Source organism: Paenibacillus taichungensis, from assembly GCF_050994985.1.
In the GTDB taxonomy this organism is placed as follows: Bacteria; Bacillota; Bacilli; order Paenibacillales; family Paenibacillaceae; genus Paenibacillus; species Paenibacillus taichungensis.
This window is the reverse complement of record NZ_CP194720.1, coordinates 5793155-5819268: the sequence shown is the minus strand read 5'-3', so window position 1 is coordinate 5819268 and position 26114 is coordinate 5793155. Positions and strand designations below refer to the sequence as shown.

Annotated in this window: 23 protein-coding genes; 19 read left to right on the top strand and 4 right to left on the bottom strand. The window is 46.6% G+C overall.

Annotated features, from left to right (window positions below; genetic code table 11):
- The first annotated feature begins 8 nt into the window (after nucleotides 1-8).
- Entirely contained in the window at nucleotides 9-1139 is a 1131-nt protein-coding gene (locus ACR1R9_RS26290) for a glycoside hydrolase family 88 protein (protein WP_099859170.1), read from the top strand.
- 121 nt (nucleotides 1140-1260) lie between these two features.
- On the opposite strand, the gene pdxA is transcribed toward ACR1R9_RS26290, so the two are convergent.
- From pdxA to ACR1R9_RS26270, 4 genes are all read right to left on the bottom strand, one after another.
- Entirely contained in the window at nucleotides 1261-2262 is a 1002-nt protein-coding gene (gene pdxA, locus ACR1R9_RS26285) for a 4-hydroxythreonine-4-phosphate dehydrogenase PdxA (RefSeq protein WP_376041754.1), read from the bottom strand.
- Nucleotides 2259-3554 (bottom strand): four-carbon acid sugar kinase family protein, encoded by a 1296-nt coding sequence (locus tag ACR1R9_RS26280; protein ID WP_076291969.1) that lies wholly within the window; start codon nucleotides 3552-3554, stop codon nucleotides 2259-2261. Before ACR1R9_RS26280 ends, pdxA begins: the two co-directional genes overlap by 4 nt.
- 62 nt (nucleotides 3555-3616) lie before the next feature.
- Nucleotides 3617-4603 (bottom strand): 2-keto-3-deoxygluconate permease, encoded by a 987-nt coding sequence (locus ACR1R9_RS26275; RefSeq protein WP_064641229.1) that lies wholly within the window; start codon nucleotides 4601-4603, stop codon nucleotides 3617-3619.
- Between the two features lie 166 nt (nucleotides 4604-4769).
- Complete coding sequence (locus ACR1R9_RS26270) at nucleotides 4770-6479, bottom strand: sigma-54-dependent transcriptional regulator (RefSeq protein WP_246317896.1); 1710 nt, start codon at nucleotides 6477-6479, stop codon at nucleotides 4770-4772.
- 233 nt (nucleotides 6480-6712) lie between these two features.
- Between ACR1R9_RS26270 and ACR1R9_RS26265 the strand changes: the two genes are divergently transcribed.
- The 18 genes from ACR1R9_RS26265 (at nucleotide 6713) to ACR1R9_RS26180 (ending at nucleotide 26036) form a co-directional block, all read left to right on the top strand.
- Nucleotides 6713-6931, top strand: a complete 219-nt coding sequence (locus tag ACR1R9_RS26265) for a hypothetical protein (RefSeq protein ID WP_433922324.1) — start codon at nucleotides 6713-6715, stop codon at nucleotides 6929-6931.
- 66 nt (nucleotides 6932-6997) lie between these two features.
- Entirely contained in the window at nucleotides 6998-7951 is a 954-nt protein-coding gene (locus ACR1R9_RS26260) for an alpha/beta fold hydrolase (protein ID WP_433922325.1), read from the top strand.
- Nucleotides 7952-8157: 206 nt separating this feature from the next.
- On the top strand, nucleotides 8158-8862 hold the full coding sequence (locus ACR1R9_RS26255) for a PspA/IM30 family protein (RefSeq protein WP_433923648.1): 705 nt from the start codon (nucleotides 8158-8160) through the stop codon (nucleotides 8860-8862).
- Between the two features lie 45 nt (nucleotides 8863-8907).
- The gene (locus tag ACR1R9_RS26250; RefSeq protein ID WP_099859164.1) at nucleotides 8908-9939 is read left to right on the top strand and encodes a TFIIB-type zinc ribbon-containing protein; all 1032 of its coding nucleotides are present in this window, start codon (nucleotides 8908-8910) and stop codon (nucleotides 9937-9939) included.
- 23 nt (nucleotides 9940-9962) lie between these two features.
- Nucleotides 9963-10742, top strand: coding sequence for a TPM domain-containing protein (locus tag ACR1R9_RS26245; RefSeq protein ID WP_433923649.1), 780 nt, complete (start codon nucleotides 9963-9965; stop codon nucleotides 10740-10742).
- 71 nt (nucleotides 10743-10813) lie between these two features.
- Entirely contained in the window at nucleotides 10814-11830 is a 1017-nt protein-coding gene (locus tag ACR1R9_RS26240) for an SPFH domain-containing protein (RefSeq protein ID WP_063566468.1), read from the top strand.
- A 200-nt stretch (nucleotides 11831-12030) separates the two neighbouring features.
- On the top strand, nucleotides 12031-12258 hold the full coding sequence (locus ACR1R9_RS26235) for a DUF896 domain-containing protein (RefSeq protein WP_063566529.1): 228 nt from the start codon (nucleotides 12031-12033) through the stop codon (nucleotides 12256-12258).
- Nucleotides 12259-12387: 129 nt separating this feature from the next.
- Nucleotides 12388-13350, top strand: coding sequence for a ring-cleaving dioxygenase (locus ACR1R9_RS26230; RefSeq protein WP_175380895.1), 963 nt, complete (start codon nucleotides 12388-12390; stop codon nucleotides 13348-13350).
- A gap of 60 nt (nucleotides 13351-13410) precedes the next feature.
- On the top strand, nucleotides 13411-14499 hold the full coding sequence (locus ACR1R9_RS26225; RefSeq protein WP_175380896.1) for a low temperature requirement protein A: 1089 nt from the start codon (nucleotides 13411-13413) through the stop codon (nucleotides 14497-14499).
- Nucleotides 14500-14721: 222 nt separating this feature from the next.
- Entirely contained in the window at nucleotides 14722-17508 is a 2787-nt protein-coding gene (locus ACR1R9_RS26220; RefSeq protein ID WP_433922326.1) for a glycoside hydrolase family 3 C-terminal domain-containing protein, read from the top strand.
- Between the two features lie 101 nt (nucleotides 17509-17609).
- Nucleotides 17610-17798 carry a hypothetical protein gene (locus ACR1R9_RS26215; protein ID WP_024629467.1) on the top strand — a complete coding sequence of 63 codons (189 nt, stop codon included), beginning with the start codon at nucleotides 17610-17612 and terminating at the stop codon, nucleotides 17796-17798.
- 187 nt (nucleotides 17799-17985) lie between these two features.
- Nucleotides 17986-18156, top strand: a complete 171-nt coding sequence (locus tag ACR1R9_RS26210; RefSeq protein ID WP_175380898.1) for a hypothetical protein — start codon at nucleotides 17986-17988, stop codon at nucleotides 18154-18156.
- Between the two features lie 170 nt (nucleotides 18157-18326).
- Nucleotides 18327-19715 carry an alpha-L-fucosidase gene (locus ACR1R9_RS26205; RefSeq protein WP_433923650.1) on the top strand — a complete coding sequence of 463 codons (1389 nt, stop codon included), beginning with the start codon at nucleotides 18327-18329 and terminating at the stop codon, nucleotides 19713-19715.
- Nucleotides 19716-19856: 141 nt separating this feature from the next.
- On the top strand, nucleotides 19857-20723 hold the full coding sequence (locus ACR1R9_RS26200) for a sugar phosphate isomerase/epimerase family protein (protein WP_163758322.1): 867 nt from the start codon (nucleotides 19857-19859) through the stop codon (nucleotides 20721-20723).
- Nucleotides 20724-20982: 259 nt separating this feature from the next.
- Nucleotides 20983-22041 carry a Gfo/Idh/MocA family protein gene (locus tag ACR1R9_RS26195; protein ID WP_090955360.1) on the top strand — a complete coding sequence of 353 codons (1059 nt, stop codon included), beginning with the start codon at nucleotides 20983-20985 and terminating at the stop codon, nucleotides 22039-22041.
- Between the two features lie 364 nt (nucleotides 22042-22405).
- Nucleotides 22406-23818: an alpha-L-fucosidase gene (locus tag ACR1R9_RS26190; RefSeq protein WP_433922327.1), complete on the top strand. Its 1413-nt coding sequence runs from the start codon at nucleotides 22406-22408 to the stop codon at nucleotides 23816-23818.
- A 313-nt stretch (nucleotides 23819-24131) separates the two neighbouring features.
- Entirely contained in the window at nucleotides 24132-25112 is a 981-nt protein-coding gene (locus ACR1R9_RS26185) for an ABC transporter permease (RefSeq protein ID WP_024629462.1), read from the top strand.
- 15 nt (nucleotides 25113-25127) lie between these two features.
- Complete coding sequence (locus ACR1R9_RS26180; RefSeq protein WP_231952803.1) at nucleotides 25128-26036, top strand: carbohydrate ABC transporter permease; 909 nt, start codon at nucleotides 25128-25130, stop codon at nucleotides 26034-26036.
- Nucleotides 26037-26114 lie beyond the last annotated feature (78 nt).

Genomic DNA, 26114 nt, shown 5'->3' with positions numbered 1-26114 from the left:
ACTGTTCCATGTGGAAAAAAGCTATTGAAGATGCACTTCATGTCACCCGACGTAATATAGATCGATTTGATGGGCGCTTTCCCCATGTTAGTAATGGGGATGAGCATTATGTGCTTAACGATAATACGGAGTGGACGGCAGGGTTCTGGTCAGGCATCCTGTGGTTATGCACGGAGTATACTCAGGACCAGAGGTTTCGTGAGGCTGCCGTGGATAGCGTCGATAACTTCCGTCGGCGAATGGAGCAGAAAATCATTTTCGATCATCATGATATTGGCTTCCTTTATTCGTTGTCTTCTAAGGCACAATGGATTGTGGAGCATGACGCCGCTGCAAGGAAACTTACGCTGGAAGCAGCTGATATGCTGATGAAACGCTGGCGGGAGGATGCTGGACTGATTCAGGCTTGGGGGCGGAAAGGTGATGTGAATAACGGAGGGCGAATTATTATCGATTGCCTGCTCAATCTTCCGCTGCTGTTCTGGGCGTATGAGCAGACCAATAACGAGGAGTATCGCCGCGTCGCCGAGCTGCATGCGCTGAAAAGCCGCCGTTTCCTCGTTCGTGGAGACGACTCTAGTTATCATACCTTTTATTTTGATCAGGCTACCGGAGAGGCCATTCGAGGGGGGACGCATCAAGGCTACAATGATGGTTCTACCTGGACTCGCGGACAGGCATGGGGGATATATGGTTTTGCACTGTGCAGCCGCTATCTGCAAAGTGCAGAGATGCTGGAGACAGCCAAACGTCTTGCCCGTTATTTCATTGCTCATCTTCCGGAGGATGAAGTAGCGTATTGGGATTTTGATGCCCCGCAAACGTCAGATACGAAACGGGACAGTTCTGCATCGGCTATTGTTGCCTGTGGTCTGCTGGAAATTGCCGGGCGGCTTGATGAAGCCGATCCTGAGCGGGAGGTTTTTCAGAACGCAGCGGAATCGTCCATGAAATCCTTAATTAATCACTACTCCACGCAGGGCTCGGATACAGCCGAGGGTCTGCTGAAGCATGGTTCATACTCCGTAAGAGGTGGAGATTCACCTGATGATTACACGATCTGGGGCGATTATTTTTATCTTGAAGCGTTGATGCGTCTGGAAAGAGGTATTCCTGGCTATTGGTACGATCGTCCATAAAGTGATTATGAACAAGTTCCTTGCCGATGAATCAAAATATTCTGGCCCAAAAGAAAAAGCAGCGATTCTTCCGTGACGACAGAATCGCTGCTTTTTAATCTTTATATGTGAATACGTGCTGTTAAATTTGTGCTTTGGGCGCAAGCTCAATGGCGGAACGGATGGCGGCCAACATGCTTTTGTCATCGGCAATGTTTTTGCCTGCGATGTCAAAGGCTGTTCCATGGTCTACAGAAGTACGGATAATGCCGCCTTTGAGACCTACCGTAATGTTCACACCTTCTTCAATGCCCATGACCTTAATTGGTGCATGTCCCTGATCGTGATAACAAGCCACAACGATATCAAAATCACCACGGCCAGCGCGGAAGAATAACGTGTCCGCTGGAAGTGGACCAACGACGTTAATGCCTTCCTGTTGCGCACGTTCGATGCCGGGCTGCAGTTTTTCTTCCTCTTCACCATTACCGAACAGTCCGTTCTCACCTGCATGCGGGTTGATACCACAAACAGCTACACGCGGATTTTCGAAGCCGGCTTTTTTCAACGTATCATGAGCAAGTTTAACCACAGTGTATGTTCTTTCCGGGTTGATGCTCGCAATGGCATCAATCAGGCCCATATGTGTCGTAAGGTGAATTACTCGCAGATTGGGTGTAGTCAGCATCATGGAGAAATCTTCTGTATCGGTCAGATCGGCCAAAATCTCGGTGTGACCTGGATACAAGTGCCCACCTAGGTGCAGGGCTTCCTTGTTCAGAGGCGCCGTGCAGATGGAGTGAATGTGCTGTTTTTTGGCTAGATCAATGGCTTTCGCCAGATACTGAAATGCTGCATCTCCCGCAACGGCAGATACTTTTCCATACTCCAGATCGGCAGGAATGAGATCCAAATCAATAACGTCCACAGTACCGAATTCATACTTGGCTTCGGATGGCTCATGAATAGCATGTACCTTCAGGCTCGATCCGATGACAGGCAGGACACGCTCCAATATTTTTGCATCGCCAATGACGAGTGGATTGCAATTGTTGTAGACCTCCTGATGGCCCAATGCTTTCATAATGATCTCGGGCCCAATACCTGCTGCATCGCCCATTGTAATTCCTACGGTTGGTTTCATACGGTAACTCCTCCTTTTAATTTCTCAATCGCATGGATGAAGACGTCGGGCTTGCCGAACCCGCCCGCTTTGGTGATCACGTGCAGATCCTCAATTCCAATAAATTTCGATATCGGTACACCAATTTCAAGCTCATCAAGCAGCTCAAAACCGCTGATATTCCACTTCATACAGATTTGCTTAGCTGTATCTCCGCCCGTCATGGATACACCTTTGAAGTACCCATTCTCCAGCAGCTTGGCACAGATTTCACCTATGGCCCGTACAATTTCATTGCTGACCTCGGTGTGATTAAGTCCTCTGACTTCACCCGTAGCACGTGCTAGTTCAATATCTACCTGTTCGGCGGTTGAATAGAGGACAACGTCATTACCTTCCACGGCTTTGGCCATCACTTCCTCATACACACGATCGATTTCTTGCTCACGATCTGCCGATCCCGATACGGCTTTGAACGAGTGGAACGGGATGGATGATACGTTGGTTTTCTGTAGCAACTGCTTGAGCTGCTCACGAGAGTTTTTGTTCACACTCCCTACAACAGTGAGGATCGGACCTGGATTTGCCGGAATGTTTAATTCCGCTGACTTGGCTCCCAAACCGTAATGAGTGGGAAGGTAGTTCGCGATCCCTGCTGAGCCTGCCCAGGCAAATGAATAATCCAGCTCACTGGTGATACTCAGAACCTGCTCCAAATGCTGCTCATCCGTCGAGTCGACGAGGATATAGGGAATGCCGTTTGCCTTAAAGGTTTCCAATTGCGTCTTCATATGATCTGTACCCGATTCAAGATCACTCACCGTAATCTCGCCCACTTCATACTTGGTCTGGAGCTTGAGCAAATCCGGAAGATATGAAAGAGTCACAGGTGTCTTCGGATCATTCGCAATCTCGGTATCGGCCAGTGGAACCCCGTTCAGATAATGTGTGCCATTAAGAATGGTGCGGTTGTTCTTGGGATAGCCCGGGGCAATCATCATGAAGTCCGGTTTGACCACATCGTACAAAGCGTCGATCTCGATCCCGATGTTTCCGCGCATGGTTGAATCCATTTTTTTGAAAATGGTGCCAAAGCCGTTCCTTAACAGCAGTTCGGCTGCTCGACTAACCCGCTGATACGCATCCTCCGGTGTGATGGAACGGCTATCGGTATCAAACACGACCGCATCGTAATTACGAATGTTATCTTCGTCCATGTTGAATAGTACGCTTGTCTTTAATCCATGACGGGCAAGCTGCACCCCGCTGTCATTGGCGCCGGTCAAATCATCTGCAATAATGGCTAATTTCATGCAGTCATCCCTCCTTGAAAATCCAAATTAAATATAAGTCCGGTCAGCTAAATTCAATGCATTTATGTGGATGGTCTTTGATTGTATTTCTCGACACCGCCTGATTTCTCCAGCCTTTTGGAAAGGAATCCGATGAAGATCGGCAGTAGAATGGCAGTCGTCACAACACTTGCAGCAATTTGTACTGTAGCAATCTCGGCAATAGGGGCAAAAGAAGCATTTGCCGCCACGATGGCAGCAGGTGTACCTACAGCGTTACCGGCTGTGGAACCTTCCGAAGCTCCGACAATGGGATTCCAGCCAATGGCTTTGAAGAGCAGGTAACCGACGCCGCCAGTAATCAATACAGTAATTACACCCAGCATAATGCCGCTAAGTCCGCCTTGAATGATGGACGAGAAGTTGATTCCCATACCCAGTGAAAAGGCGAAGAATGGAACGAGCTTGTCGCTGCCTTTGTGCAGCCATTCAGCAAGGTTGCGATCCAGGTTACCGATAACAACACCGACGATCAGTGGAAGCAGTACGGCTACAAAAGCCATCGGGGAGAACATGCCGTTGGCGAAGCCCATCGCACCGAAAATAGAGAGTGCAACCATGGTGAGGAAAGGTCCATCGCTGAGTGCGAGGAATGGATAAGCAGCCTTGTCATCCTCTTTGCCGTATTGTCCGGCCAGCGCGATGTACAATCCACCATTGGAATTCGTCATTGCAGCGATAATAGCAAGCGGTGCCAAACCAAGGAATAAACCATTGGAATCCGCAAAATAGATGGCGATCAAACCTAATATTGCACCAACTGCCCACTTGAACACAAGCAATGTAACGCCTTTACCAACCGAAGAACCGGCTGTCTTGAACGTAATTTGTGTACCAGCAATCAACAGGAACAGGGCGATCAATGTACTTGAGCTATTCACGAACAGGGCTTCCGTGAAACCCCCGATTCGCAAAGCATTCGGAAAGAATGTGTTAATGGTTGCACCGAGCAACAGGGGAACAACCATCATACCGCCAGGAATACGATCTAATGTTGCTTTAATGTTCATAGTAGTGGCTCCTTATGAAGTAATCGTTTTTATAAAGCGTTTGCAGGGACTATGTTATCCCATATTGTTTATTTTAGCAACACTTAATTATTGTAAATTTTAAGCAATAGTTATAAGTGTTTAAATATGCAACACATATAATCGTAAAAAAAGCGTAAACCTAAAGTTACTCTTTAAGTTTACGCCATAACGTGGCACGGTTAATCCCTAAGCGTTCGGCCGCCTTGGATTGATTATTGTTTTCCTCATGTAGAACGAGTTGAATAATCTCTTTTTCGATTTCTTTCAGCGTACCACTGAGTTTCATCGTATTGGATGAGGGTTGTTCACCGAGCAGATGTGATAAGGTCTCAGCTGAGATCACGTAGTCCTGTTCGTTCAGTGCAGCCTGTTTGATAAGATGCCTCAACTGGTTCACTGTCATATACGGAACTTGATTTCTAATTAGCTGCAACGCATCCTCTTTCATCTTCACCGCAACCGTTCCATACTTCTGGTAGTAATCACTGAGGAAATGCTGGATTAGTGGCGCAAGATCCTCCTGCCTGTCTACAAGGCTCGGCATAATGATCGTATTCAGCTCGACATCCAGCGTTCTGTTTGGATTCAATCCCTTCTCCCCCAGGATGAATACCCCGATCTGCCTCTGTAGACAGGTCTGAATGAATGAGATCAATTCCTCATCCTTCGAGCCATCTTCCAAATGATTAATTTCCACGTTGCGAACTTTGGAGAGGGGGATTTTGTGCAAATGGCCTGGAGGAACCTGAGCAAGCTCGATTTGGAGCATCAGCCCACCGCTGGAGTACATCTGATGAATATGTTTTACCAGAAAAGACTTGCCCGAATCCGCTTCACCTAGTAGATAAATGGGTTCATGGTTCTCGTAAACCGCCCGGATATTTTTCAATACGGCCTGCATGGCAGGGGATTCGGCAACGATCGGCTCCATGGATATATCGGTATATGCCGTTATGCCGAATTGTGCAAAAGCATAGGGCTGTCCTTTTTCAAGGGAGTATACTTTATAGGTTTTGTTATTTAACGTTGTTTCATAGGCCGTTACCGTAAGTTGGTAATCATCCACGATGAACACATTTTGAACTTGGGATTGATGGAAATCCAGGTTGGTATTGGTGAGATAAATGTGATTATCGGTGAGTGGATTCTGCTCAAAATCGGTCAAATTCTCAAATACAACCTCGCTCTGCTCGTTTAAAACAAGAAGATTAGGATGCTCTTGGGTAACCAGATTGTTCAGTATGACGGATATCGCGTGATTTTTACTTAAGTACCGATATACTAACTGTGCATCTTCAAGCGCTCTGAGGATGGATTCCTTGCCAGACTGGATCAGCAATCCTTCCATTCCATAGGTTTTGGCTGTATTCACGGTGATAACATCGCCAACAATCTGACGGTACCCTGACGCTTTCAGCTCCAGTAACAGCCGTGCCACATCTTCGGAACTGCGTATAGTATACACCTTTAAAGGCAGTTCCATTAGATCGATAATCGACTGTGCCCCTGAAGTAATGTTGGCAAAGCCAACGATAGCGGTTTGGCCGTTGAACTGGCTTGCGAGCGTTAGCGAACGAATCATGTCATATCCAGACAGCTGCACATCAATGACGGGAATGGTTACGGCTTCCTTGATTAGTTGGGCAGTACCGCCGCGGCTAATCATAATCTCCGCTCCGTTTCGTTCAGCCTGTGCCGCCAATTCGGCGCCTTTCATCAGGTCGCCCACCTCATATTGAATGGCCAACTGGGGGAATAGCGGAATACATTCTTCTATAATAGTAGTCATGGATTCGTAAGGGGCGATAATATGAACTCGTGTACGCATAATTTTCCTGCCTTTTATAAAAATCATTCATAGTTCCTGCTGGTACATCAGACCATAGGGCTTTCCTTATTATAGCCAACTTGCAGAGGAATGGCATCCCTGGCTCCTGACGGATTCAGTTATGCTGACAAGCAAACAGATTATCTGGATGTATTCTCCTCTTTGGAAGTGTGATAAAGATCACGGAATACCACATTCGAATTTTTCAAAATTAATGATTATGTGCACCTGATAATTATGAAGGAAAGGGGCGACATGTATTGGCAGGAAGTCGCGAAGCAGTAGAATCGGATTATATCATTCAGCGTGTTGTCAGTGAATTCTCATGCAGAGTTTTGTGGAGTGAAGGGCGTCCATGTTTAGAGTTTCAACAGGAGGCACAACTGGTGCAGATTGCTGCATACGTTCATGCTAATTTTGACGTCGATCTGCTGGATGTCTTCTTCACTGCGGTGGAGAGCCTTCCTGTGGAATCCTAGTAAAGTATACGTCTATGAACACATGCTATAATAATTGGAAATGGGACAGAATGTTGGTGGAATGTAATGAAAATTGTACTCAAACGAATGAGTTATGGTTCATTGGCTTTATTGGGTATCCTGCTTTTGTTCATAGCGATTAGTTTCACGAATCATACAATTAAATTAAAGAAAGAATCGGCCATACTATCACCCCCAGGTGTATTGGTTGATGTTAATAATCACCCAATGCATGTCTACACAGAAGGTTCCGGAAAACATACACTGGTCTTTATGGCAGGTGGGGGCACATCTTCTCCTGTATTGGATTTCAAGGCGCTCTATTCCAGATTGTCGGATCAATACAAGATTGCTGTTGTAGAGAAGGCAGGCTACGGCTTCAGTGCAACGGCAAAGGTCCCTCGTGATATCGATACTATGTTGGAAGAAACCAGAATAGCTCTGACGTTAGCGGGAGAAACACCGCCCTATGTATTATTTCCGCATTCTATGTCGGGCATAGAAGCACTATATTGGGCACAAATGTATCCAAATGAAATTGAGGCTATCATTGGTCTTGATCCTGCTATTCCACAAGTTTATGAAGAGTATCCTCTACCTTCATTTGGAATGAGGAGTCTTACTGGCCTAGGAGCTCGTGTCGGAATAACCCGTTTTTTTCCGGACATTGTTAACTCGTCCGCCGCAATTGAAGAGAAGAGGTTGTCCTCCCAAGAGGAGGAGATCTATAGGGCATTATTTTATAAGAAAACGCAGACAATGAACATGAATGAAGAAGTTAAAATGATTAGGAATAATGCAGCGCAAGTTTTAGAACGAGGTATTCCGGATGTGCCCATGTATTTTTTTATATCTAATGGAGAGGAATTACCTGTCGAGAACTGGAAAAATTACTTAGTAAACTACGTTGAGTCTGTGAAAATTGGGCGCTATCTGTTATTACATAATGGTCATTACGTTCATGATGCTGATCCCGGTCTAATTGCAGAGGAAAGTATCAAATTTATAGAAGAACTGTGAATAAGGAAAAGGAAAACAATGATTTCGGAAAAGTTTTAGAATAATGAGACGACACCATAGGTGCTCGTCTTTTCTTTTATAACGTAAGGGGATTATGTCACGCTTGGATTACTTCAGATTTATTGTTGCAGTGGCAGTAAATGAAACCTTCAACCTCATATTCATGTATTATAGTACATATGAACTGATCGAAGGAGGAACGAATGATGGGAATCTTATCGAGGTTTAGGGACGTGATGAAAGCGAATGTGAACCATATGCTGGCTCGGACGCAAGATCCGGAGAAGACGGTGAATGAATATATGCGGAGCTTGAGCAGTGATCTGGGTCAGGTGAAGGCAGAGACGGCTGCGGTTCTCTCGGATGAGAGCCGGGCGAAGAGGGCTTTGGACGAATGCAGTGCAGAGATTAAGAAATTACAGCGATATGCAGAGAAATCTGCGGAGTCCGGTGATGAAGACAAGGCACGTAGTTTTCTGGAAAAGAAGGCAGAGCAGGCTGAGAAACGGAATGAATTACAAGCTGCCTATGATCGGGCTTCTGCCAAAGCCAAAATGATGAAGCATATGCACGAGAAGCTGGTTGCGGATATGGGGCAATTGGAAGCTCGGCATACGGAGCTGAAGGGCAGAATGGCGGCTGCCAATGCGCAACAACAGGCCAATGAACGGAACGCTTCGGCTGCCAATGCGAGTGCTGCTCTAAAGGCGATGGAAGACAAGGCGAATCAGGCACTTAACGAAGCTGAGGCTTTGGCTGAACTTCGTGCTGGGGCACAGGAAGATGATTTGGATGTACTAATTGCGCAGTTGGAGCAGCAAATGAATGCCGAAGCGGGTAATAATGCACAGGTGACGCCGACTCCAGAGGAAGAGCTTGCAGCAATTCAGAAGAAATTGGAAGATAAATAAAGATATATTAAGGTAATACATTTCGTTTAACATTGAGGTGAGCAAATGCCGGTAATCGAGTACAAGTGTCCCAACTGCGGCAGTGGAATGCTTTTTGATAGTGCAACTGGAGCGTTGTCCTGCCCCAGCTGCGGACGCCAGGATAACATCGAACAGATCCCCGATCCGCTGAAGAAACAGGTGTTCACGGAGAATGAGGTCAAGGAGTATCACTGTAACAGCTGCGGCGCGGATATTGTGACTGAGCCGGAGACAAGTGCAACGACATGCAGCTTCTGTGGAGCCGCCGTTGTTCTGAGTGATCGACTGACGGGAGATCTGGCACCGGCCATGGTCTTACCCTTTTCGATCAGTAAGGATGAGGCCAAGCAGGCGTTCAAAAAATGGTGCAGAAACGGCTTGCTGACACCTAGCGGATTCATGACAGCTGACCGGGTCAAGAGCATTACCGGGATATACGTGCCCTTCTGGTTATATGAGTTACATAACAAAATCGAGGTTCATGGCCGTGGCACAAAAATCAGAACCTACACGCAGGGTGATTATCATTACACGGAAACGCAGCATTTTGATATTTACCGGAGAATCCGGCTGAACTATGTGAATCTGCCCATTGATGCTTCGGAGAAAATGAAAGATGAACTGATGGATAAGCTGGAGCCATTTCCGTATAACCAGTTAAAGCTTTTCAAAACCCCGTATCTCGCCGGGTATATTGCGGAAAAATATAGTTATACCGATGATGAACTATACCCGCGCGCCAAGGAAAAAACGAGCTCTTATATTGATTCTTATATTGCATCAACGGTTTCAGGTTATAACAGTGTCAGTTACACAGATAAACAGATTGATACTACGTTAAAAAATGCAGACTATGTGCTGCTCCCGGTATGGATGGTTTACTATGACTACAATCGTTCGCAGTATACCTTTGCCATGAATGGTCAGACAGGTAAAGTGGTGGGTAAACCGCCTATTAGCAAAGCTAAAGTTGCCGGATGGTTTGCAGGGATTTCAGCCGTTTCTTTGTTGTCATTGAAACTGGTCTCCTGGATGATGGGAGGTGGATTCCTGTGAGAAAAGGAAAACATTTGGCATGGATGGCAACACTCATTTTATTTGTGATTACCCTCGCTTCTCCATTGATTCCAATGTCAGTAGCATCGGCAGCAGATAGCAAAAATCTGATTTACGATGAAGCTAATCTGCTGAACGAGCAGGAGAAAAGTGAACTGAACGCATTGGCGAATGAGTATGGGGCGGAGAGGCAGACGGATTTTGTTATTCTGACAACGAATAATACACAGAATCAGGATGTACAGCTGCTGACCGAGGATTTCTATGATGAGCACGCTTTTGGGTATGACAAAGCGAATGGAAATGCGGTCATTCTGACGATGGACATGAATAATCGGGAAGTGTATTTGGCTGGATTCTATAAAGCTGAAGATTATCTGGACAACGGTCGGCTGCAATCAATCCGAAGCAGGATTACCTCTGAATTATCTAGTGGGGATTACAAACTCGCCTTTGAGAAATATATTAAGCTTTCCTACAAATATATGGGGTATGAACCTGGTGTGAACCCGAACAATATTTTATTTAACGGTTGGTTCCAATTAGGAGTATCTGTATTAATCGGAGGCGTTGTTGTTGGTATTATGACTTACCGTTCTGGCGGACGTGTGACGGTCAACCGGGCGACCTACGAGGATTCGAATACTTCCAGTGTAATCGATCGTCAGGATCGGTATATCCGTACTACCGTAACCAAACGCAAAATTGAGAAGAACAACAATAATGGTGGCGGAGGTGGCGGCGGGGGCGGAGGTACCAGCCGAGGCGGTCATTCGCACAGTGGTAGTAGAGGATCTTTCTAGCAGGAAAAACAACAATTCAACTTATGTCATGATGATGCAATATGCTTACTATAGAAGGGATGGGAACGAGTATGGGATTTTTCAAAAATCAATTTTCAAATGTGGTGGAATGGGAAGAGTTCAGAGATGATATGATTTTCTGGAAGTGGAGTAACCGTGAGATCAAGAAGGGAAGTAAATTGATTATCCGTTCGGGGCAAGATGCGATCTTCCTGAATAACGGCAAGGTGGAAGGGATTTTTGAGGACGAAGGGTCGTTTAATATCGATTCCGAGATCATTCCGTTTCTGTCTACCTTAAAAGGATTCAAGTTCGGATTCAACAGCGGCATGCGGGTCGAAGTGCTATTTGTGAATACGAAGGAGTTTACGGTTCGGTGGGGTACGCAAAGTCCGGTATTGATTCCAACTCCTCAACTTCCAGGTGGAATGCCGGTTCGTGCGAATGGTACGTTTAATTTTAAAGTGAGTGACTATGTTACATTGATCGATAAAATTGCGGGTATCAAGCAGAGCTATCTGGTCGAGGATGTTAAGATCCGGATCACGTCTGTGCTGGATCAGTTGCTAATGAAATGGATTAGCCGTGAGGGTAAGGACATGTTCAACCTGCAGGCGAATGCTTCGGATATTGCCAAAGGAATTCAGGAAGATCTGGATATGCAAATGATGGACATCGGGATCGGAATTACTGGCTTCCAGGTGATGAGCTTCAATTACCCGCAGGAGATCCAGGATATGATTACGAAGACCGCTTCACATGAAATGATCGGCAATTTGCAAAAATATCAGCAGGTCAGCATGACTGATGGCATCTCATCCGGTAAAGTTAAAGGCGGCGGCGCTGCTTCGGATATGGCGGGCATGATGATGGGAATGAACATGGCGAATGAAATGATGAAGAACATGAATCAGAACCAGAACAACCAGAATCAGAATTCGGATCAAAAACCTGCGGCTAATCAAAACAGCGATGCAGGTGCATCTTCTTCGTCTGGAGACAATAAAAAGCCGAACTTCTGTCCAAACTGTGGCGCCAAGAATGAAGGTGCAAACTTCTGTCCAAACTGTGGTCAGAAGTTGGGTTAACCTATATCTAAATATAAGAAGGGCTTACTCTAAGATCATACTTTGGAGTAGGCCCTTTTTTTCATTCTATTTTAAATGGTAGAAAACGGTTGACAACGGAGCATAAATCATTTACCTTTAAATTAAGATATTTAATTTGGATATAAATTACACACAAAAAACAAATATCTTAATTCCGATTACGAGGAGAGATCAAGATGATGATTCCAACATTGACCAGAATAAATGAACTTTCAAGAAAAGCTAACGCGGCAGGGTTGACGGAGATGGAGAAAGCAGAACAAATTCGTCTGCGCCAGGAATATCTGCAAACCTTTCGCGGTTCGATCAACGATATTCTGCTGAATGTAACCATCTATGATCCGAACGGCGATGACGTCACTCCGGATAAACTGAAACAGGAACAGGCCCAACAAAATAATAACTGAATCAGTTCGGTATATTATCTTAATATTAAGATAATATACGTCTATAAATATAAATAAAACACCTATAAGACGATCTACAAATAACCCTTCCCATACAAAAATGATCTATAAACCTAGGAGGAAATGATGATGACCATTCAAACTGCAGGTATTCACCATATTACAGCTTTTGCGGGAGATCCGCAGGCTAATGTCGACTTTTATGCTGGTGTCTTGGGACTTCGGCTTGTGAAAAAAACAATCAACTTCGATGCACCAGACGTTTACCATCTGTACTTTGGGGATGAGAACGGAAGTCCAGGTACCATTATCACATTCTTCCCATCAGCCGGATCACCGCGAGGCAAAATTGGTGGCGGTCAAGTTGGCATCACCTCATATGTGATTCCACCTGGGACTATTGGCTTCTGGCAGGATCGGCTGGAGCAGTATAACATTGAGGTAACCAAAACAAGTCGTTTTAACGAAGAGCTGCTGCAATTCGAAGACAGCGAGGGCTTGCGTCTGGAACTGGTTGAACGTGAAGAGGGCCCAGCCAGCACCTGGGTGCATGAAGGCATTCCAGTGGATAAAGCCATCAAAGGATTTGGAGGTGCCGTGCTGTTCAGCGTCAATCCGCAGAGAACGATGGATGCGCTGAACAAAATACTCGGATTCACCAAAGTAGACGAAAATGAGGAGTATGTACGATTCCGTTCCGTCGGAGATATCGGTAATGTCGTGGATGTACCTGTCACCCGGATGGCTTTGGGGGCAGGCGGAGCAGGGACGGTCCACCATATTGCGTGGCGTGCCAAAGATTTTACAGAGCACGAGCAGTGGAGAGAAGCTGTACAACAGTACGGCTATCAACCAACCCCAGTTCGGGACCGTCAATATTTTAACGCAATCTACTTCAGAGAAGCGGGCGGAATCCTGTTCGAAATTGCTACCGATCCTCCTGGATTCGCGAAAGATGAGCCTGCGGAGTCGCTTGGACAGAAACTCATGCTGCCTGAGTGGTTTGAGCCATATCGCGCCCAAATTGAAGGCAATTTGCAGCCCATCCAGGTAAGAACGGTAGAGCCTTCGCATTCTATGATGGCACGTTAAACAAGAGGCAAAAACAAGCAATCTTTTTGATAAGAGTTTAACCAAAAGGAGCATTGAAGGATGATGGAGAAAAAGGTTACCTGGCTGGAGCTGTTCTATGATTTGCTTTTTGTAGCAGCGGTCTCCAAAGCGGGACATGTCCTGCTGCATGCCGAACACGGCGTGATTTCGTTTGAATATCTGATGAAATTTGTTTTAATTTTTATTCCTGTCTGGTGGGCATGGGTCGGTCAGACCCTATTTATTAACCGTTATGGTCAGGATATCTTCATTCATCGAGTATTCCTCATCCTTCAACTCCTGTCTGTTCTAGTGATGACGGCGAGTCTCTCGGTTGATTTTGATCAATACTATCTTCCCTTCTTTGCGGGTTATATCGGTTCGAGGGCATTGACAGCCATTCAATATTTTATGATTCACAATTCCAAAAGCGAACATCAACAAAAAGCCGCCCGTTATCTGGGTGTATGCTTCATCATCGGCATCTTGATCTCAACAGGTTCCCTGTTCTTTGATTCGTGGCTGCGATATGCGATTTTGTACGTGGGAATTGCCGTGGATATCATTCTCCCGCTCATTGGGCGCAAAAATCTGGTGAAGGTGCCGATACATACCCATCATTTATTGGAACGTTTCGCTCTGTTTACGCTTATCCTGCTCGGTGAGTCGGTTGTCAGTATCATTGCCGTGCTGCAAATGGATCACTGGGATGTACGATCTGTTCTGTTCGCGGCATTTACATCCATATTTGTGATTGCGATATGGTGGCAGTATTTTGATAATGTTGAGAAAAAGGTCAGCAAAGAGATCCAGACCGCCGGGCAAGCAATCATCTACGGCCATTTGTTCATCTATATATCCATGAGCATGATTGCCGCCTCCATTCAGTTGTTATACCTGGATGAACTTAATTATGGTTTCATGTTAGCCTTTGTATTTGGTTCAGTTCTGCTGTATTTTCTGTCCACCTCGCTGGTGTTCCACCGATACAGGCATGCTCATCTGCGGCTGCGTCCACGTCACTTGGTGTTTATGCTGGGGATAATGGCTGCGTTTATCGTTGTGGATCTGATCTATCGGGTGCCTAATTATGCAATCGTGGGAGAGAACATGGTGTTCTTCCTTGTCTACGCCAAATTAACGACCTAATGCATAGGTCACACAAGATTAAAAGTCACGGACGAATAACGTTCGTGGCTTTTTTAGTTGGATAATTACAAAATCATGTCCACTGTGAGAAAAAACGTTTAACCTGATTTATTTTCTACTATAGAATCTGTTAATATGAGACTAGATACAAGTGAATCTACCAGATTAACGAATATACATAGTGATTCGTGGAGATGGAGATGACAATCAGGAGGGAAATCATTGAGCACACATCAAATCGGAGTTCCATTGGAAGGGTTTGCAGAGTTTAGCCGCACGGTTGCCGCTGAAGGCGCAGTGCTTTTGAAGAATGAAGGACAGGCTCTTCCAATCCAAAAAGACGAAAACGTTTCAGTGTTTGGACGGATTCAAGTCAACTATTATCGCAGTGGTACAGGCTCAGGCGGCAGCGTTCATGTGGCGTATACAACCAATTTGCTGGATGGTCTGCGTAGCAAAAAAGGACTTACAGTTAATGAAGAATTGGCAGCTGTCTATGAAAAATGGATTGAAGAAAACCCGTTTGATGACGGTGGAAAAGTATGGGCGGCAGAGCCTTGGAATCAGAAGGAAATGCCTTTAACGGACGAAGTGGTATCCCAAGCCAGAAGTAAATCCAGCAAAGCAATTGTGGTGATTGGACGAACAGCAGGCGAAGATCAGGATAATGTGGATGCACCAGGCAGCTACCGGTTGACGGAAGATGAGAAAGCGATGCTGAAGCAGGTCACGAATCATTTTGAACAAACGATCGTCGTGCTGAATGTTTCGAACATCATGGACATGAGCTGGTTGAATGATGAAAGCTACGTTCATCCGATCCAAAGTGTCATTTACTCGTGGCATGGCGGTATGGAGGGTGGTAATGCGATCGCCGATGTACTGGCCGGAGACGTTACACCAAGTGGTAAATTGACTGATACGATTGCATATTCCATTGAAGATTATCCTTCCACAAGCAATTACGGGAATGAGTTTAAGAACCTTTATCAAGAAGATATCTACGTAGGCTATCGTTATTTCGAAACGTTTCGACCTGAAAAAGTACAATTTGAATTTGGATACGGCTTGTCCTATACCACATTCACAACCAAGGCTGAAGACGCAAAATTGATCTCTCAAGACGGAGAAAATAGCATTAAGGTGAATGTAACCGTAACCAATACGGGCATGACCTATGCCGGTAAAGAAGTAGTGCAGATCTATTATGAAGCCCCACAAGGTCAATTGGGGAAACCTGCAAAAGCTTTGGTGGCATTCGGCAAAACGAATCTGCTTCAGCCGGGTGAGTCTCAGCGTCTGACTGTGAGCTTCCCTGTAGATTCCATGGCTTCCTATGATGATGCTGGCGTAACAGGACATGCATCGGCGTATGTACTTGAGGCAGGAACATATCGTTTGTACGTGGGAACCAGTGTCAAAAATGTGGAGCATGTCAGCATTGATGGCCAAGATGGCTACGTCGTAGAAACGATTCAACTCGTGGAACAGCTCCAGGAGGCAATGGCACCGACTGAAGGCTTTACGAGAATGAAGCCGGGAGCGCGCAAAGATGATGGTTCTTACGAGTTGATCTTTGCAGATGTACCTACACGTCAAGTATCCATGGCTGAACGAATTGAACAAAGCTTGCCACAAACGCTGGAGCAAACCGGCAATCAGGGCTACAAGCTGAGAGATGTAAAGGATGGCAAGGTTAGCCTGGAAGCGTTTATCGCCCAATTAAGTGATCAGGATCTGGCAGCGATCGTAAGAGGCGAAGGTATGAGCAGCCCACTAGTTACATCGGGTACAGCTTCCGCATTTGGCGGCGTGAGTGACAGTCTGTTCAATTACGGAATCCCTGTTGCATGTACTGCGGATGGCCCATCCGGTATTCGTATGGATAGCGGGGAGAAGGCTACACAAGTTTCCATTGGAACTTTGCTGGCCGCAACATGGAATGCAGAACTCGTTGAAGAGCTGTATGTGATGGAAGGCCAGGAATTGCTGAGAAATCAGGTGGATGCACTGCTCGGGCCTGGATTGAATATTCGTCGTAGTCCGATGAACGGACGTAACTTTGAGTATTTCTCAGAAGATCCGCTGATTTCCGGTGTATTTGCTGCTGCTTGCACAAGAGGAATCATGAAGGGTGGCTCTAATGCTACGCTGAAGCATTTCGCCTGCAATAATCAGGAGAAACATCGCAGTAAAGTGGATGCCGTTGTATCTGAACGTGCATTGCGTGAGATCTATCTGAAAGGGTTCGAGATTGCCGTGAAAGAAGGCGGTGCGAACTCGATCATGACTTCCTACAATCCGATTAATGGACATTGGGCGGCTTCGAACTATGATCTGAACACGACCATTCTTCGTGGGGAGTGGGGCTTCCAAGGTATCGTGATGACCGACTGGTGGGCTATTATGAACGATGGCGTTGAAGGTGGACCAGCAGATCGGAAAAACACCAACTGGATGGTTCGCGCTCAAAACGATTTGTACATGGTTGTACCTAACTATGGCGCAGAAATCAACGGCTGGGATGATAACACGATCGAATCTCTGGAAAATGGGACGTTGACACGTGGCGAGCTTCAGCGCTCGGCTATGAATATTTGTGAGTTTATCATGAATGCACCTGTCTTCTCCAGAAAACATGAGATTGTAGAGAATGTCGCTTCATTCCAAGCGAATGCTTCACTTTCCTCAGAGCAGGCACAAGCGCTGGCTGATAATACACAGGTCAAACCTGTTGTGGGCGAACCTGTTTACATGAAAGTGGATGAAGCAGGTCAATACCGGATTATTGTACAGATCATGTCTCCTGAGCCGGAACTGGCTCAAAGTGCATGTAATGTCATTCTCAATGATCAATTGATGACGACCATTCAAACCAATGGTACTGAAGGTAAATGGATCAGACAAAAACTTGTTAAAGTGGATTTGGAAGCAGGCTTGTACGAATTGAAGCTGGACTTCACCAAACCAGGTCTGCAGATCGACTGGATCGAATTCAAACAAGTGTAACGCAGGATCGTCTGATCTGTTGTAACTGAACATGACGACTGTTATGATTGTGTTATGAGATCCGGAATTTCTGAACAATCTGGTCAGGAGTGTTGCGAAGGATGAGAAGGTATAATTTTTGGAGCCCTATTCTGCTGATTGCGGTTGCGCTGATTGTCAGAGGCCTGGTTACGAATCTGGGCGTTCTGTTCGGCATGTCGCATGATGCAGCAAGTAATATCGCAATTGTTGCCATGTTGATTGCTGCACTGATCATGTTTAATCGAATGACAAAGGCAAAGCGAAAGTGAACTTATAATATTCGATATCGATCAAGAGAGAGGCACCCTTAGGGGTGTCTTTTTTGTGTATTGACGTTTCATTCATAACGTCTTAGACTGTTTATGAATAAAAACAATAACATTTTTATGATAACGAAAATAACAAATGTGATTACTTCAATGGCTAACCCATCATTTTCCGAAAGGAGACCCATTCATGAAGGTTATGGCGGCATGGTTTGTAGGCAAGCATGAAAAGGCAATGGATGTGTTGAGCAGGATGTGGGGAAAGCAGGAGGGTTCGTGGATCGTTCCGCTGAGATTGGTGAAGTCTTCGTGGAACAGGGATCGAATTGCAATCAGAAAGCTGACTTTCAACGACAGATGAACATAATTAAGGACCGCTGGAGATGCTGTGCTCTGTCGGTCCTTTATGGCATTTGACGGAAAGCGGACAGAGAACCAGCATGAGAGGAGAGGAATCCAGTAAATACAACCGATTGGGTGAAGGCAGCAGCACAGGTCGTGCCATCAGAACGTCAGCTGAAATGGCAGGAGATGGGGTTCTATGCATTTATTCATTTTACCATGAATACGTTTACAGATCAGGAGTGGGGAACCGGGAATGAAGATCCCGATATCTTTAACCCTTCTCATCTGAGTGCCCGGCAATGGGTTCAGGCGTGCAAATCTGCCGGTATGACCGGATTAATCCTCACATGCAAGCATCATGACGGGTTTTGTTTATGGCCAAGCCAGTACACGAATCATTCGGTAGCCGTCAGCCCTTGGCGAGATGGTGCGGGTGATCTGGTGAAAGAGGTTGCCGATGCCTGCCGTGAAGGCGGGTTGAAGTTCGGTATCTATCTATCTCCTTGGGACCGTCATGAAGCATCCTACGGAGATTCAGAGCGATACAACGAATTTTTCAATAATCAGTTGCGTGAGCTGTTAACCCAATATGGTGAACTTTTCTGCGTATGGTTCGACGGAGCATGCGGAGAGGGGCCAAATGGGAAAAGGCAGATCTACGATTGGGATTCCTATTATGCACTGATCCGTGAGTTGCAGCCAGAGGCTGTAATCTCGGTATGTGGACCGGATGTTCGCTGGTGCGGCAATGAGGCAGGTCATACCCGGACTTCGGAATGGAGCGTCGTACCTGCCTACTTGCAAGATAATGAGAAGATCCAGGAGCAATCGCAGCGGGTGGATGATGGTGAGTTTGCCAGCAGAATTAATACACAGGATGCCGATTTGGGGAGTCGGGAAGTGATCCGGCAGCACGAGGGCAAGCTCATCTGGTATCCCGCAGAAGTGAACACATCCATCCGTCCGGGTTGGTTCTATCATGCGAGCGAGGACGATCAAGTCAAATCGCTGGAGGAACTGCTTAGCATCTATGATGGAGCGGTTGGGGGCAACGCTAATTTTCTACTAAACCTTCCACCAGATCGAAGCGGCCTTATTCACGAACAGGATGTTGAGCGGCTGCAGCAACTCGGAGACTTTTTGCGCAGTACTTATCGGCAAAGTTTGGCTGTTGGGGCGAGCATTCGCGCATCGGATACCATGGGTCAAGAACATGCCGCTACCCAGGTATTGCGTGAGGAATCGGATACTTTTTGGTGCCCATCTGAAGGAACTGAACTGGCTTGGCTGGAGGTAGAACTGCCGGAGGAAACGCGGTTCGACCGAGTCGTTCTCATGGAGCATATCCGTTTAGGTCAGCGAATTGAACGCTTTACGCTGGAGGCAAAGGAAGAGAGGGGTGATTGGCAGGAGCTGTATCGCGGTACGATTGTTGGTCACAAACGAATCTGTAGTTTCGAACCTTTTACCGCCAGAACCATTCGTCTGACCATTCATGAATCCAGATGGTATCCAACGTTGTCCTGGCTGGGTGTATATCTGAGCAAACAAGAGGTGCATGAAGCTGGCAATTGAGCCGTAACATTTGTAGATAAGCCGATTTTGGTTCATCCCATGGAAAATAGAGTAGCAAACGATTATTGGTAATTGTATGATCTTATGGAAAAAGGTATATGTAAGGTAGAGCCACACACCAGCAGGAGAGGATGAGAGGATATGAAAGTAGGACTCAGCACATACAGTCTGCAACAGGCACTGGATGCCAAGGAACTGACTGTACCCGACGCCATCCGTTACATCGCCGAGCAGGGCGGAGAACATGTGGAGATTGTTCCGATCGGGTACAGCCTGATCGACCAGCCGGAATTAATTGACCAGATTCGAGAGGCTGCGCAAGACGTGGGAATTGATATTTCCAATTACGCAATAGGTGCTAACTTCGTTACAGGAGAAGGCCCGGATGCACTTGAAAATGAGATTGCTACTGTTATGAAGCATGTAGATGTCGCTGCGGCACTTGGCGTTACGAGAATGCGCCATGATGTTGCGTTTCGTCCTGCACAGGAAGGTACTGTCGCCCAGTTTGAGGCCGATCTGCCTGTTCTGGTGAAGGCCTGTCAGCGAATTGCTGATTACGCTGCGAGTCACGGCATTACCACAAGTGTGGAGAATCATGGTTACTATGTGCAGTCCAGTGAGCGTGTCCGGCGGTTGGTGCATGAGACGGCACGTGAAAACTTCAGGACAACGCTGGATATCGGCAATTTCCTGTGTGTGGATGAAGACCCGGTTAGCGCTGTGAAAAACAACATTCCTTATGCATCCATGGTGCACGCCAAAGATTTCTATCGGAGACCTTCCTATCGCAATCCCGGAGAGGGCTGGTTCCAGACCGCACACGGCAATTACCTGCGCGGAGCGATTGTGGGCCATGGGGATATCGACATGCCGGAAGTATTCCGTGTGTTGAAGCAGTCCGGTTACGACGGATATATCTCTGTAGAGTTTGAAGGTATGGAAAATTGCAAAACAGCATCCCGAATCGCGATGGATAACGTCCGCCGCTTCTGGGAGGAAGCATAAGCAGCTACTTACTACTATATAAGTGGAATCAATTTTTATATGTAAGGCTGAAGTAACAGAGGTGAAGTTTGGAACTGTAGGAGCGGTAGCGTCCGCCTTTGTCTGCGGATTTCAACTGCTGAGAGCAGTTGATACAAGAAATCTGTAGACAACAGCGGCCGAAAGTCCAAACATTCACCGTAGTTACGTTAAGCCGATTATCATATGTTCTGACTCAACTGATATGACCATCATTCAACAGATTATGGAGGGAAAATCCATGTCCAAACTTAAAATTGCCGTTATCGGTGCAGGATCAATTTCCGATTTTCATTTACAAGCGTATGACAGTAATCCTGAAGTTGAAATATACGCCATATGCGACCTGAACGAGGCACGTGCCCAGGAAGCGGCGAAAAAATATAACGCTACTCATGTATTCACGGATTATAAGGAGCTCCTGGCACTACCTGAAATCCATTCGGTCAGCATCTGTACCTGGAATGATACACATGCCGAGATCAGCATTGCAGCTCTGGATGCGGGGAAAAACGTACTTTGCGAGAAGCCGCTCTGTCAGACGGTAGAAGATGCGTTAGAGGTAGAGAAGGCTGTTCACCGCAGTGGAAAGCTGCTTCAGGTTGGCTTTGTACGCCGCTATAGCGACAATGCGCAGATTCTGAAGAAGTTCATTGATGAAGGCGAGCTTGGAGAGATCTATTATGCCAAGGCATCCTGTCTGCGGCGTTTGGGCAATCCGGGCGGATGGTTTGCAGATGTGGAACGTTCTGGCGGCGGTCCGTTGATCGATATTGGCGTTCATATTATTGATATCTCCTGGTATCTGATGGGCAAACCGAAAGTGAAAACCGTGTCTGCGAATGTCTCCAATCGATTGGGTAACCGTGCCAATATCCGTAATCTATCGTTCTACCAGGCTGCGGATTATGATGCGAACAAAAACACCGTGGAGGATATGGCCAACGCACTGATTCGTTTCGAGAACGGGGCAAGCCTGCTGGTGGATGTAAGCTTCACACTGCACGCGAAGCAGGATGAAACTTCGGTCAGACTCTATGGCGATAAAGGTGGCGCTGAACTGGAACCGGAAATTTCACTGATCGGTGAGAAATTCGATACCATTTTGAACATGACGCCACAGGTGGATTTCAAATCCCTTGATTTCGCAGGTTCTTTCCGTAATGAAGTCAATCATTTTATCGACAGTGCCCAAGGGCGCAAAGAGACGCTAAGCCCCGTTGAGGATGGCGTTGAAATCATGAAAATCCTCTGTGCCATCTACGAGTCCGCACGAGAAGGACGCGAGATTTCACTGTAGATATGCTGTTGCGATCCGAAAATGGCAACACCGCTCGAAGTAGTGAGGTCTAACAAGTCTATACTTGTTGAACCAAACATTTCGCCAAAACGGACTTAGAACCATTCTGAAGAATGCACTGCTATCGAAATGACTGGGCTTAATATGTCTTTCTTAGTTGAACGAAACATTTACACAATAACGGAGAGGGCAGAACGAATCTGAAGAAGCGAAGCGCTCGCCTTTATCCCCGGATTTTCCCCTTAGGAAAGGAATCAAAAAAATCTGGGGATAACAGCGATCGGAAGATTGTTTTGACCGCGCAGTGACCTGTGTAAAGCTACCTTTTCAACGTATGACATCCAATCCGAAGGAGATGAACGGGATGAGCGAAACCAAAGATACGGTGCTGGAACAGGAAGAGCAGGTGGTCGAAGCCGGGGTGCACAACTTTAGCAAAGAAGAGGAATGGGTGAAGCCTGAAGATCCATTGCTGAATGAACGCCTGGAGTGGTTCAAGGATCAGAAGCTGGGGCTGATGATGCATTGGGGTCCCTATTCTCAGCTTGGACTCGTGGAGTCCTGGGCGTTAAGTGACGAGGATGGCGATTGGTCACGCGATGATATCGACTGGACTGACGACATGGAGCATTTCAAGCAAGAATACTTTGATCTCAACAAAACCTTCAATCCGATTCGCTTTCAGCCTGAAGAGTGGGCACAGATGGCCGCTGATAATGGGTTCAAATATTTCCTGTTCACCACCAAACATCATGATGGTTTCTGCATGTGGGATACACATACCACCGATTATCGCATCACGGGCAAGGATACTCCTTTTCATACCCATAAGTATGCGGATATTTGTCGGGCACTTTTTGACGCTTTTCGTGCCAAGGGGCTCGGCATCTCGGCTTACTTCTCCAAAGCGGACTGGCATACGCCATATTACTGGACACCTGGCATGGAGCGGGGAAGCCATATGTGGCGTGGACCATCCTATGATCCGAAAGCGTATCCATGGCTGTGGGAGAAATTCGTGGAGTTTACGCACGAGCAAATTATGGAGCTGCTGACCAACTATGGACGAATCGAATGTCTATGGCTGGATGCAGGCTGGGTACGTGAAGGCCGTCACGGTCAGGATATCCGATTGGGCGAAGTGGTGGAGCGGGCACGTCAGACAACTCAGCCGTGGCTCCTTGCAGCAGATCGCACAGTAGGCGGACCGTATGAGAATATCGTAACTCCGGAACAGACCATCCCTGAGCATCCAATGAATATTCCTTGGGAGAGCTGTATCACGGTGGGCAATTCCTTTGCGTTTGGATATGATGATCAGTACAAGTCAGCAAGACAGCTGGCACATATACTGCTTGAGGTAGTATCCAAGGGTGGTAACCTAGCGCTGAATGTGGGACCACAACCGGACGGGCGTCTTCCAAAAGGGGCGGTACGAAGTATTAAAGCCCTCGGAGAATGGATCGGTACTCACGGTGAGGGCATCTATGGCACGCGAATTTGCGGACCATACTTCACAGGAGATTGGGCCTTTACACGTAAGGAAGATCTCAACGTATCGTATGCCTTCCGTTTGTATAGAAACGAGAACGAAGCAGTACAATCACAGGTAGTCATTCCATATGTGGAAAAGGTGGAGCGAGTTGAACTCGTCGGCACAGACGATGTGCTGTCATTCCAACGGACGGAAGATGGACTTGTTGTAGAGTTGCCACAAGCGGCAGTTACGGAAGTAGCACCTATCACGCTGACGTTCAGATTGTTCACAAACCAATAAACCTACACTTCAAATCCCGAGGGGCTTTTACAGCCCTTCGGGATTTTTTGAGTTGATGATTTTTGCGATATACCTGTGCTAAAGGATGATTTCCCCTTGCCCAGCAAGGGTTTTGGGAATAAGGAGAGGTGGGAGAAAATTGCAAATTGATAAAAGAACACTGCTCAAGGTACTATCGATTTAAGAAAGCGTTACCTGACATTATTACTCACACAGATGACGCTAATACAGAAAAATGAGTCAAAGAAAAGGATGTTTAAGGGATGTAAATGTAATGTATTATTACACTTAAGGTGTAGAAGGAGTGACGCGAATGAGTCGAGCTACGGAAAGCATACCTGCACCGGTGGAGCTCCAGCAAGGAAGGAATTACGCAGAACCCAAGCGACAGCATCCATTTATCAGAAGCCTCAAGAAGCATTGGGAGCTGTATCTACTGGTGCTTCCTCCCGTATTGTATCTGTTGATCTTCAAGTACATTCCAATGGTTGGTGTACAGATTGCCTTCAAAGACTTCAGTGTCGTCAAAGGAATCTGGGGCAGCCCTTGGGTTGGATTGAAACACTTTGAAGCCTTTTTCGAATCCCCGAACTTCTGGCTGCTGATCAAAAATACGATTGGGATCAGTTTCTACTCGTTACTCGCCGGATTTCCCATTCCGATCCTGCTGGCGCTTGCGCTGAATGAGATCCGAACAGGATACTTTAAAAAGACCGTCCAGATGGTCACGTACGCTCCGCATTTTATCTCCACAGTCGTCATGGTATCCATTATCATTCTGATGCTGTCACCGCATGTGGGTGTTGTAGACAAGCTATTTACCTTCCTGGGTTTCCCGATGACCAACTTTATGGGCATTCCCGAATACTTCAAATCCATCTATGTGTGGTCGGGTGTATGGCAGGGCATGGGCTATTCATCGATCATTTATATCGCGGCTCTCGCTGGCGTTGATCCATCCCTCTATGAGGCAGCGAAGATGGACGGCGCTTCAAGGCTTCGTAAAATCTGGCATATCGACCTTCCAACGCTCGTACCAGTCACCGTCATCATGCTGATTCTTAGCTTGGGCAGCATTATGGGCGTGGGCTTTGAAAAAATATATCTAATGCAGAATCCGCTTAACACGAGCGCTTCAGAAGTCATCTCGACGTATGTGTACAAGGTCGGTCTGATTGGGGCCAACTTCAGCTTCTCCTCGGCGGTAGGATTGTTCAACTCCGTGATCAACCTGATCCTGCTGGTTATTGTCAACGGCATTTCCCGCAAAGTATCCCAGAACAGCTTGTGGTAAAGGAGGAGCTCATCCATGTTCAACCTGATGAATCGTAACCGGATCAAGGACCCGCTCGGTGACCGTATCTTCATGACATTCAACTATATCTTTCTGTTCGCTATACTTCTAACGGTGTTTTACCCGCTCTTGTATATCATCAGTTCTTCGTTCAGTTCCTCACGTGCCGTTACATCCGGTCAGGTGTGGCTGTTCCCGGTAGACTTTAACATTAAGGCCTACATCTCTATTTTCAAAAGCCAACAGCTCATGCTCGGTTTCTACAACACGATCATCTATACCGTTGTAGGCACATTTATCAATGTGGCGCTAACGGTCATGCTCGCCTATCCGCTATCGCGCAAGTCGTTTTACGGACGAGGTGCCATTATTATTTTCATGATGATCACGATGTTCTTTGATGGCGGTCTGATTCCAACGTATCTCTTGATGAAAGACCTTCATCTGCTGGATACACGCTGGGCGATGTGGCTGCCAGGGGCGCTCGCAGTGTTCCAGGTTATCGTAGCGAGAACCTTCTTCCAGTCTTCCATCCCGGAAGAGCTGGGGGAGGCGGCGGAAATGGACGGATGCCGGGACATCCGGTATTTGATCAGCGTAGTTCTTCCGTTATCAAAACCGATTCTGGCGGTCATGACCCTGATGTATGCGGTGGGCCACTGGAATGCGTACTTTGATGCCCTGATTTATCTTCGTTCCGAGAAGTTGTTCCCGCTCCAATATGTGCTGCGCAATCTGCTAATTCTAAACGCGGCAGACCCAGCAATGTTGGCCAATACGAGCCAGCAGCTAAGAGATCAGGGGTTCGAACAGGTCCTGAAATACGCACTGATCGTAGTTGCCAGCATTCCTATTCTCATCATGTACCCGTTTGTGCAGAAGCATTTTGTTAAAGGGGTTATGGTTGGCTCGCTCAAAGGATGATCTTTGTCATCTGCTTCCGTTACGCCACTTGAAAGGAGGTGGGGGAACACTCCGGCTTCCGGGATAAGGTTTAACACG

What these genes read in the sequence shown, in the direction of transcription:
- ACR1R9_RS26275 (WP_064641229.1), bottom strand. Translation starts at nt 4,603, where the DNA reads ATGAACATTAAAGCAACATTAGATCGTATTCCTGGCGGTATGATGGTT.
- ACR1R9_RS26185 (WP_024629462.1), top strand. Translation starts at nt 24,132, where the DNA reads ATGAGTCGAGCTACGGAAAGCATACCTGCACCGGTGGAGCTCCAGCAA.
- ACR1R9_RS26240 (WP_063566468.1), top strand. Translation starts at nt 10,814, where the DNA reads ATGGGATTTTTCAAAAATCAATTTTCAAATGTGGTGGAATGGGAAGAG.
- ACR1R9_RS26230 (WP_175380895.1), top strand. Translation starts at nt 12,388, where the DNA reads ATGACCATTCAAACTGCAGGTATTCACCATATTACAGCTTTTGCGGGA.
- ACR1R9_RS26245 (WP_433923649.1), top strand. Translation starts at nt 9,963, where the DNA reads ATGGCAACACTCATTTTATTTGTGATTACCCTCGCTTCTCCATTGATT.
- ACR1R9_RS26255 (WP_433923648.1), top strand. Translation starts at nt 8,158, where the DNA reads ATGGGAATCTTATCGAGGTTTAGGGACGTGATGAAAGCGAATGTGAAC.
- ACR1R9_RS26190 (WP_433922327.1), top strand. Translation starts at nt 22,406, where the DNA reads ATGAGCGAAACCAAAGATACGGTGCTGGAACAGGAAGAGCAGGTGGTC.
- ACR1R9_RS26210 (WP_175380898.1), top strand. Translation starts at nt 17,986, where the DNA reads ATGAAGGTTATGGCGGCATGGTTTGTAGGCAAGCATGAAAAGGCAATG.
- ACR1R9_RS26290 (WP_099859170.1), top strand. Translation starts at nt 9, where the DNA reads ATGTGGAAAAAAGCTATTGAAGATGCACTTCATGTCACCCGACGTAAT.
- ACR1R9_RS26270 (WP_246317896.1), bottom strand. Translation starts at nt 6,479, where the DNA reads ATGATTTTTATAAAAGGCAGGAAAATTATGCGTACACGAGTTCATATT.
- ACR1R9_RS26250 (WP_099859164.1), top strand. Translation starts at nt 8,908, where the DNA reads ATGCCGGTAATCGAGTACAAGTGTCCCAACTGCGGCAGTGGAATGCTT.
- ACR1R9_RS26215 (WP_024629467.1), top strand. Translation starts at nt 17,610, where the DNA reads ATGAGAAGGTATAATTTTTGGAGCCCTATTCTGCTGATTGCGGTTGCG.
- ACR1R9_RS26195 (WP_090955360.1), top strand. Translation starts at nt 20,983, where the DNA reads ATGTCCAAACTTAAAATTGCCGTTATCGGTGCAGGATCAATTTCCGAT.
- ACR1R9_RS26260 (WP_433922325.1), top strand. Translation starts at nt 6,998, where the DNA reads ATGAAAATTGTACTCAAACGAATGAGTTATGGTTCATTGGCTTTATTG.
- ACR1R9_RS26225 (WP_175380896.1), top strand. Translation starts at nt 13,411, where the DNA reads ATGATGGAGAAAAAGGTTACCTGGCTGGAGCTGTTCTATGATTTGCTT.
- ACR1R9_RS26280 (WP_076291969.1), bottom strand. Translation starts at nt 3,554, where the DNA reads ATGAAATTAGCCATTATTGCAGATGATTTGACCGGCGCCAATGACAGC.
- ACR1R9_RS26205 (WP_433923650.1), top strand. Translation starts at nt 18,327, where the DNA reads ATGGGGTTCTATGCATTTATTCATTTTACCATGAATACGTTTACAGAT.
- ACR1R9_RS26235 (WP_063566529.1), top strand. Translation starts at nt 12,031, where the DNA reads ATGATTCCAACATTGACCAGAATAAATGAACTTTCAAGAAAAGCTAAC.
- pdxA (WP_376041754.1), bottom strand. Translation starts at nt 2,262, where the DNA reads ATGAAACCAACCGTAGGAATTACAATGGGCGATGCAGCAGGTATTGGG.
- ACR1R9_RS26180 (WP_231952803.1), top strand. Translation starts at nt 25,128, where the DNA reads ATGTTCAACCTGATGAATCGTAACCGGATCAAGGACCCGCTCGGTGAC.
- ACR1R9_RS26200 (WP_163758322.1), top strand. Translation starts at nt 19,857, where the DNA reads ATGAAAGTAGGACTCAGCACATACAGTCTGCAACAGGCACTGGATGCC.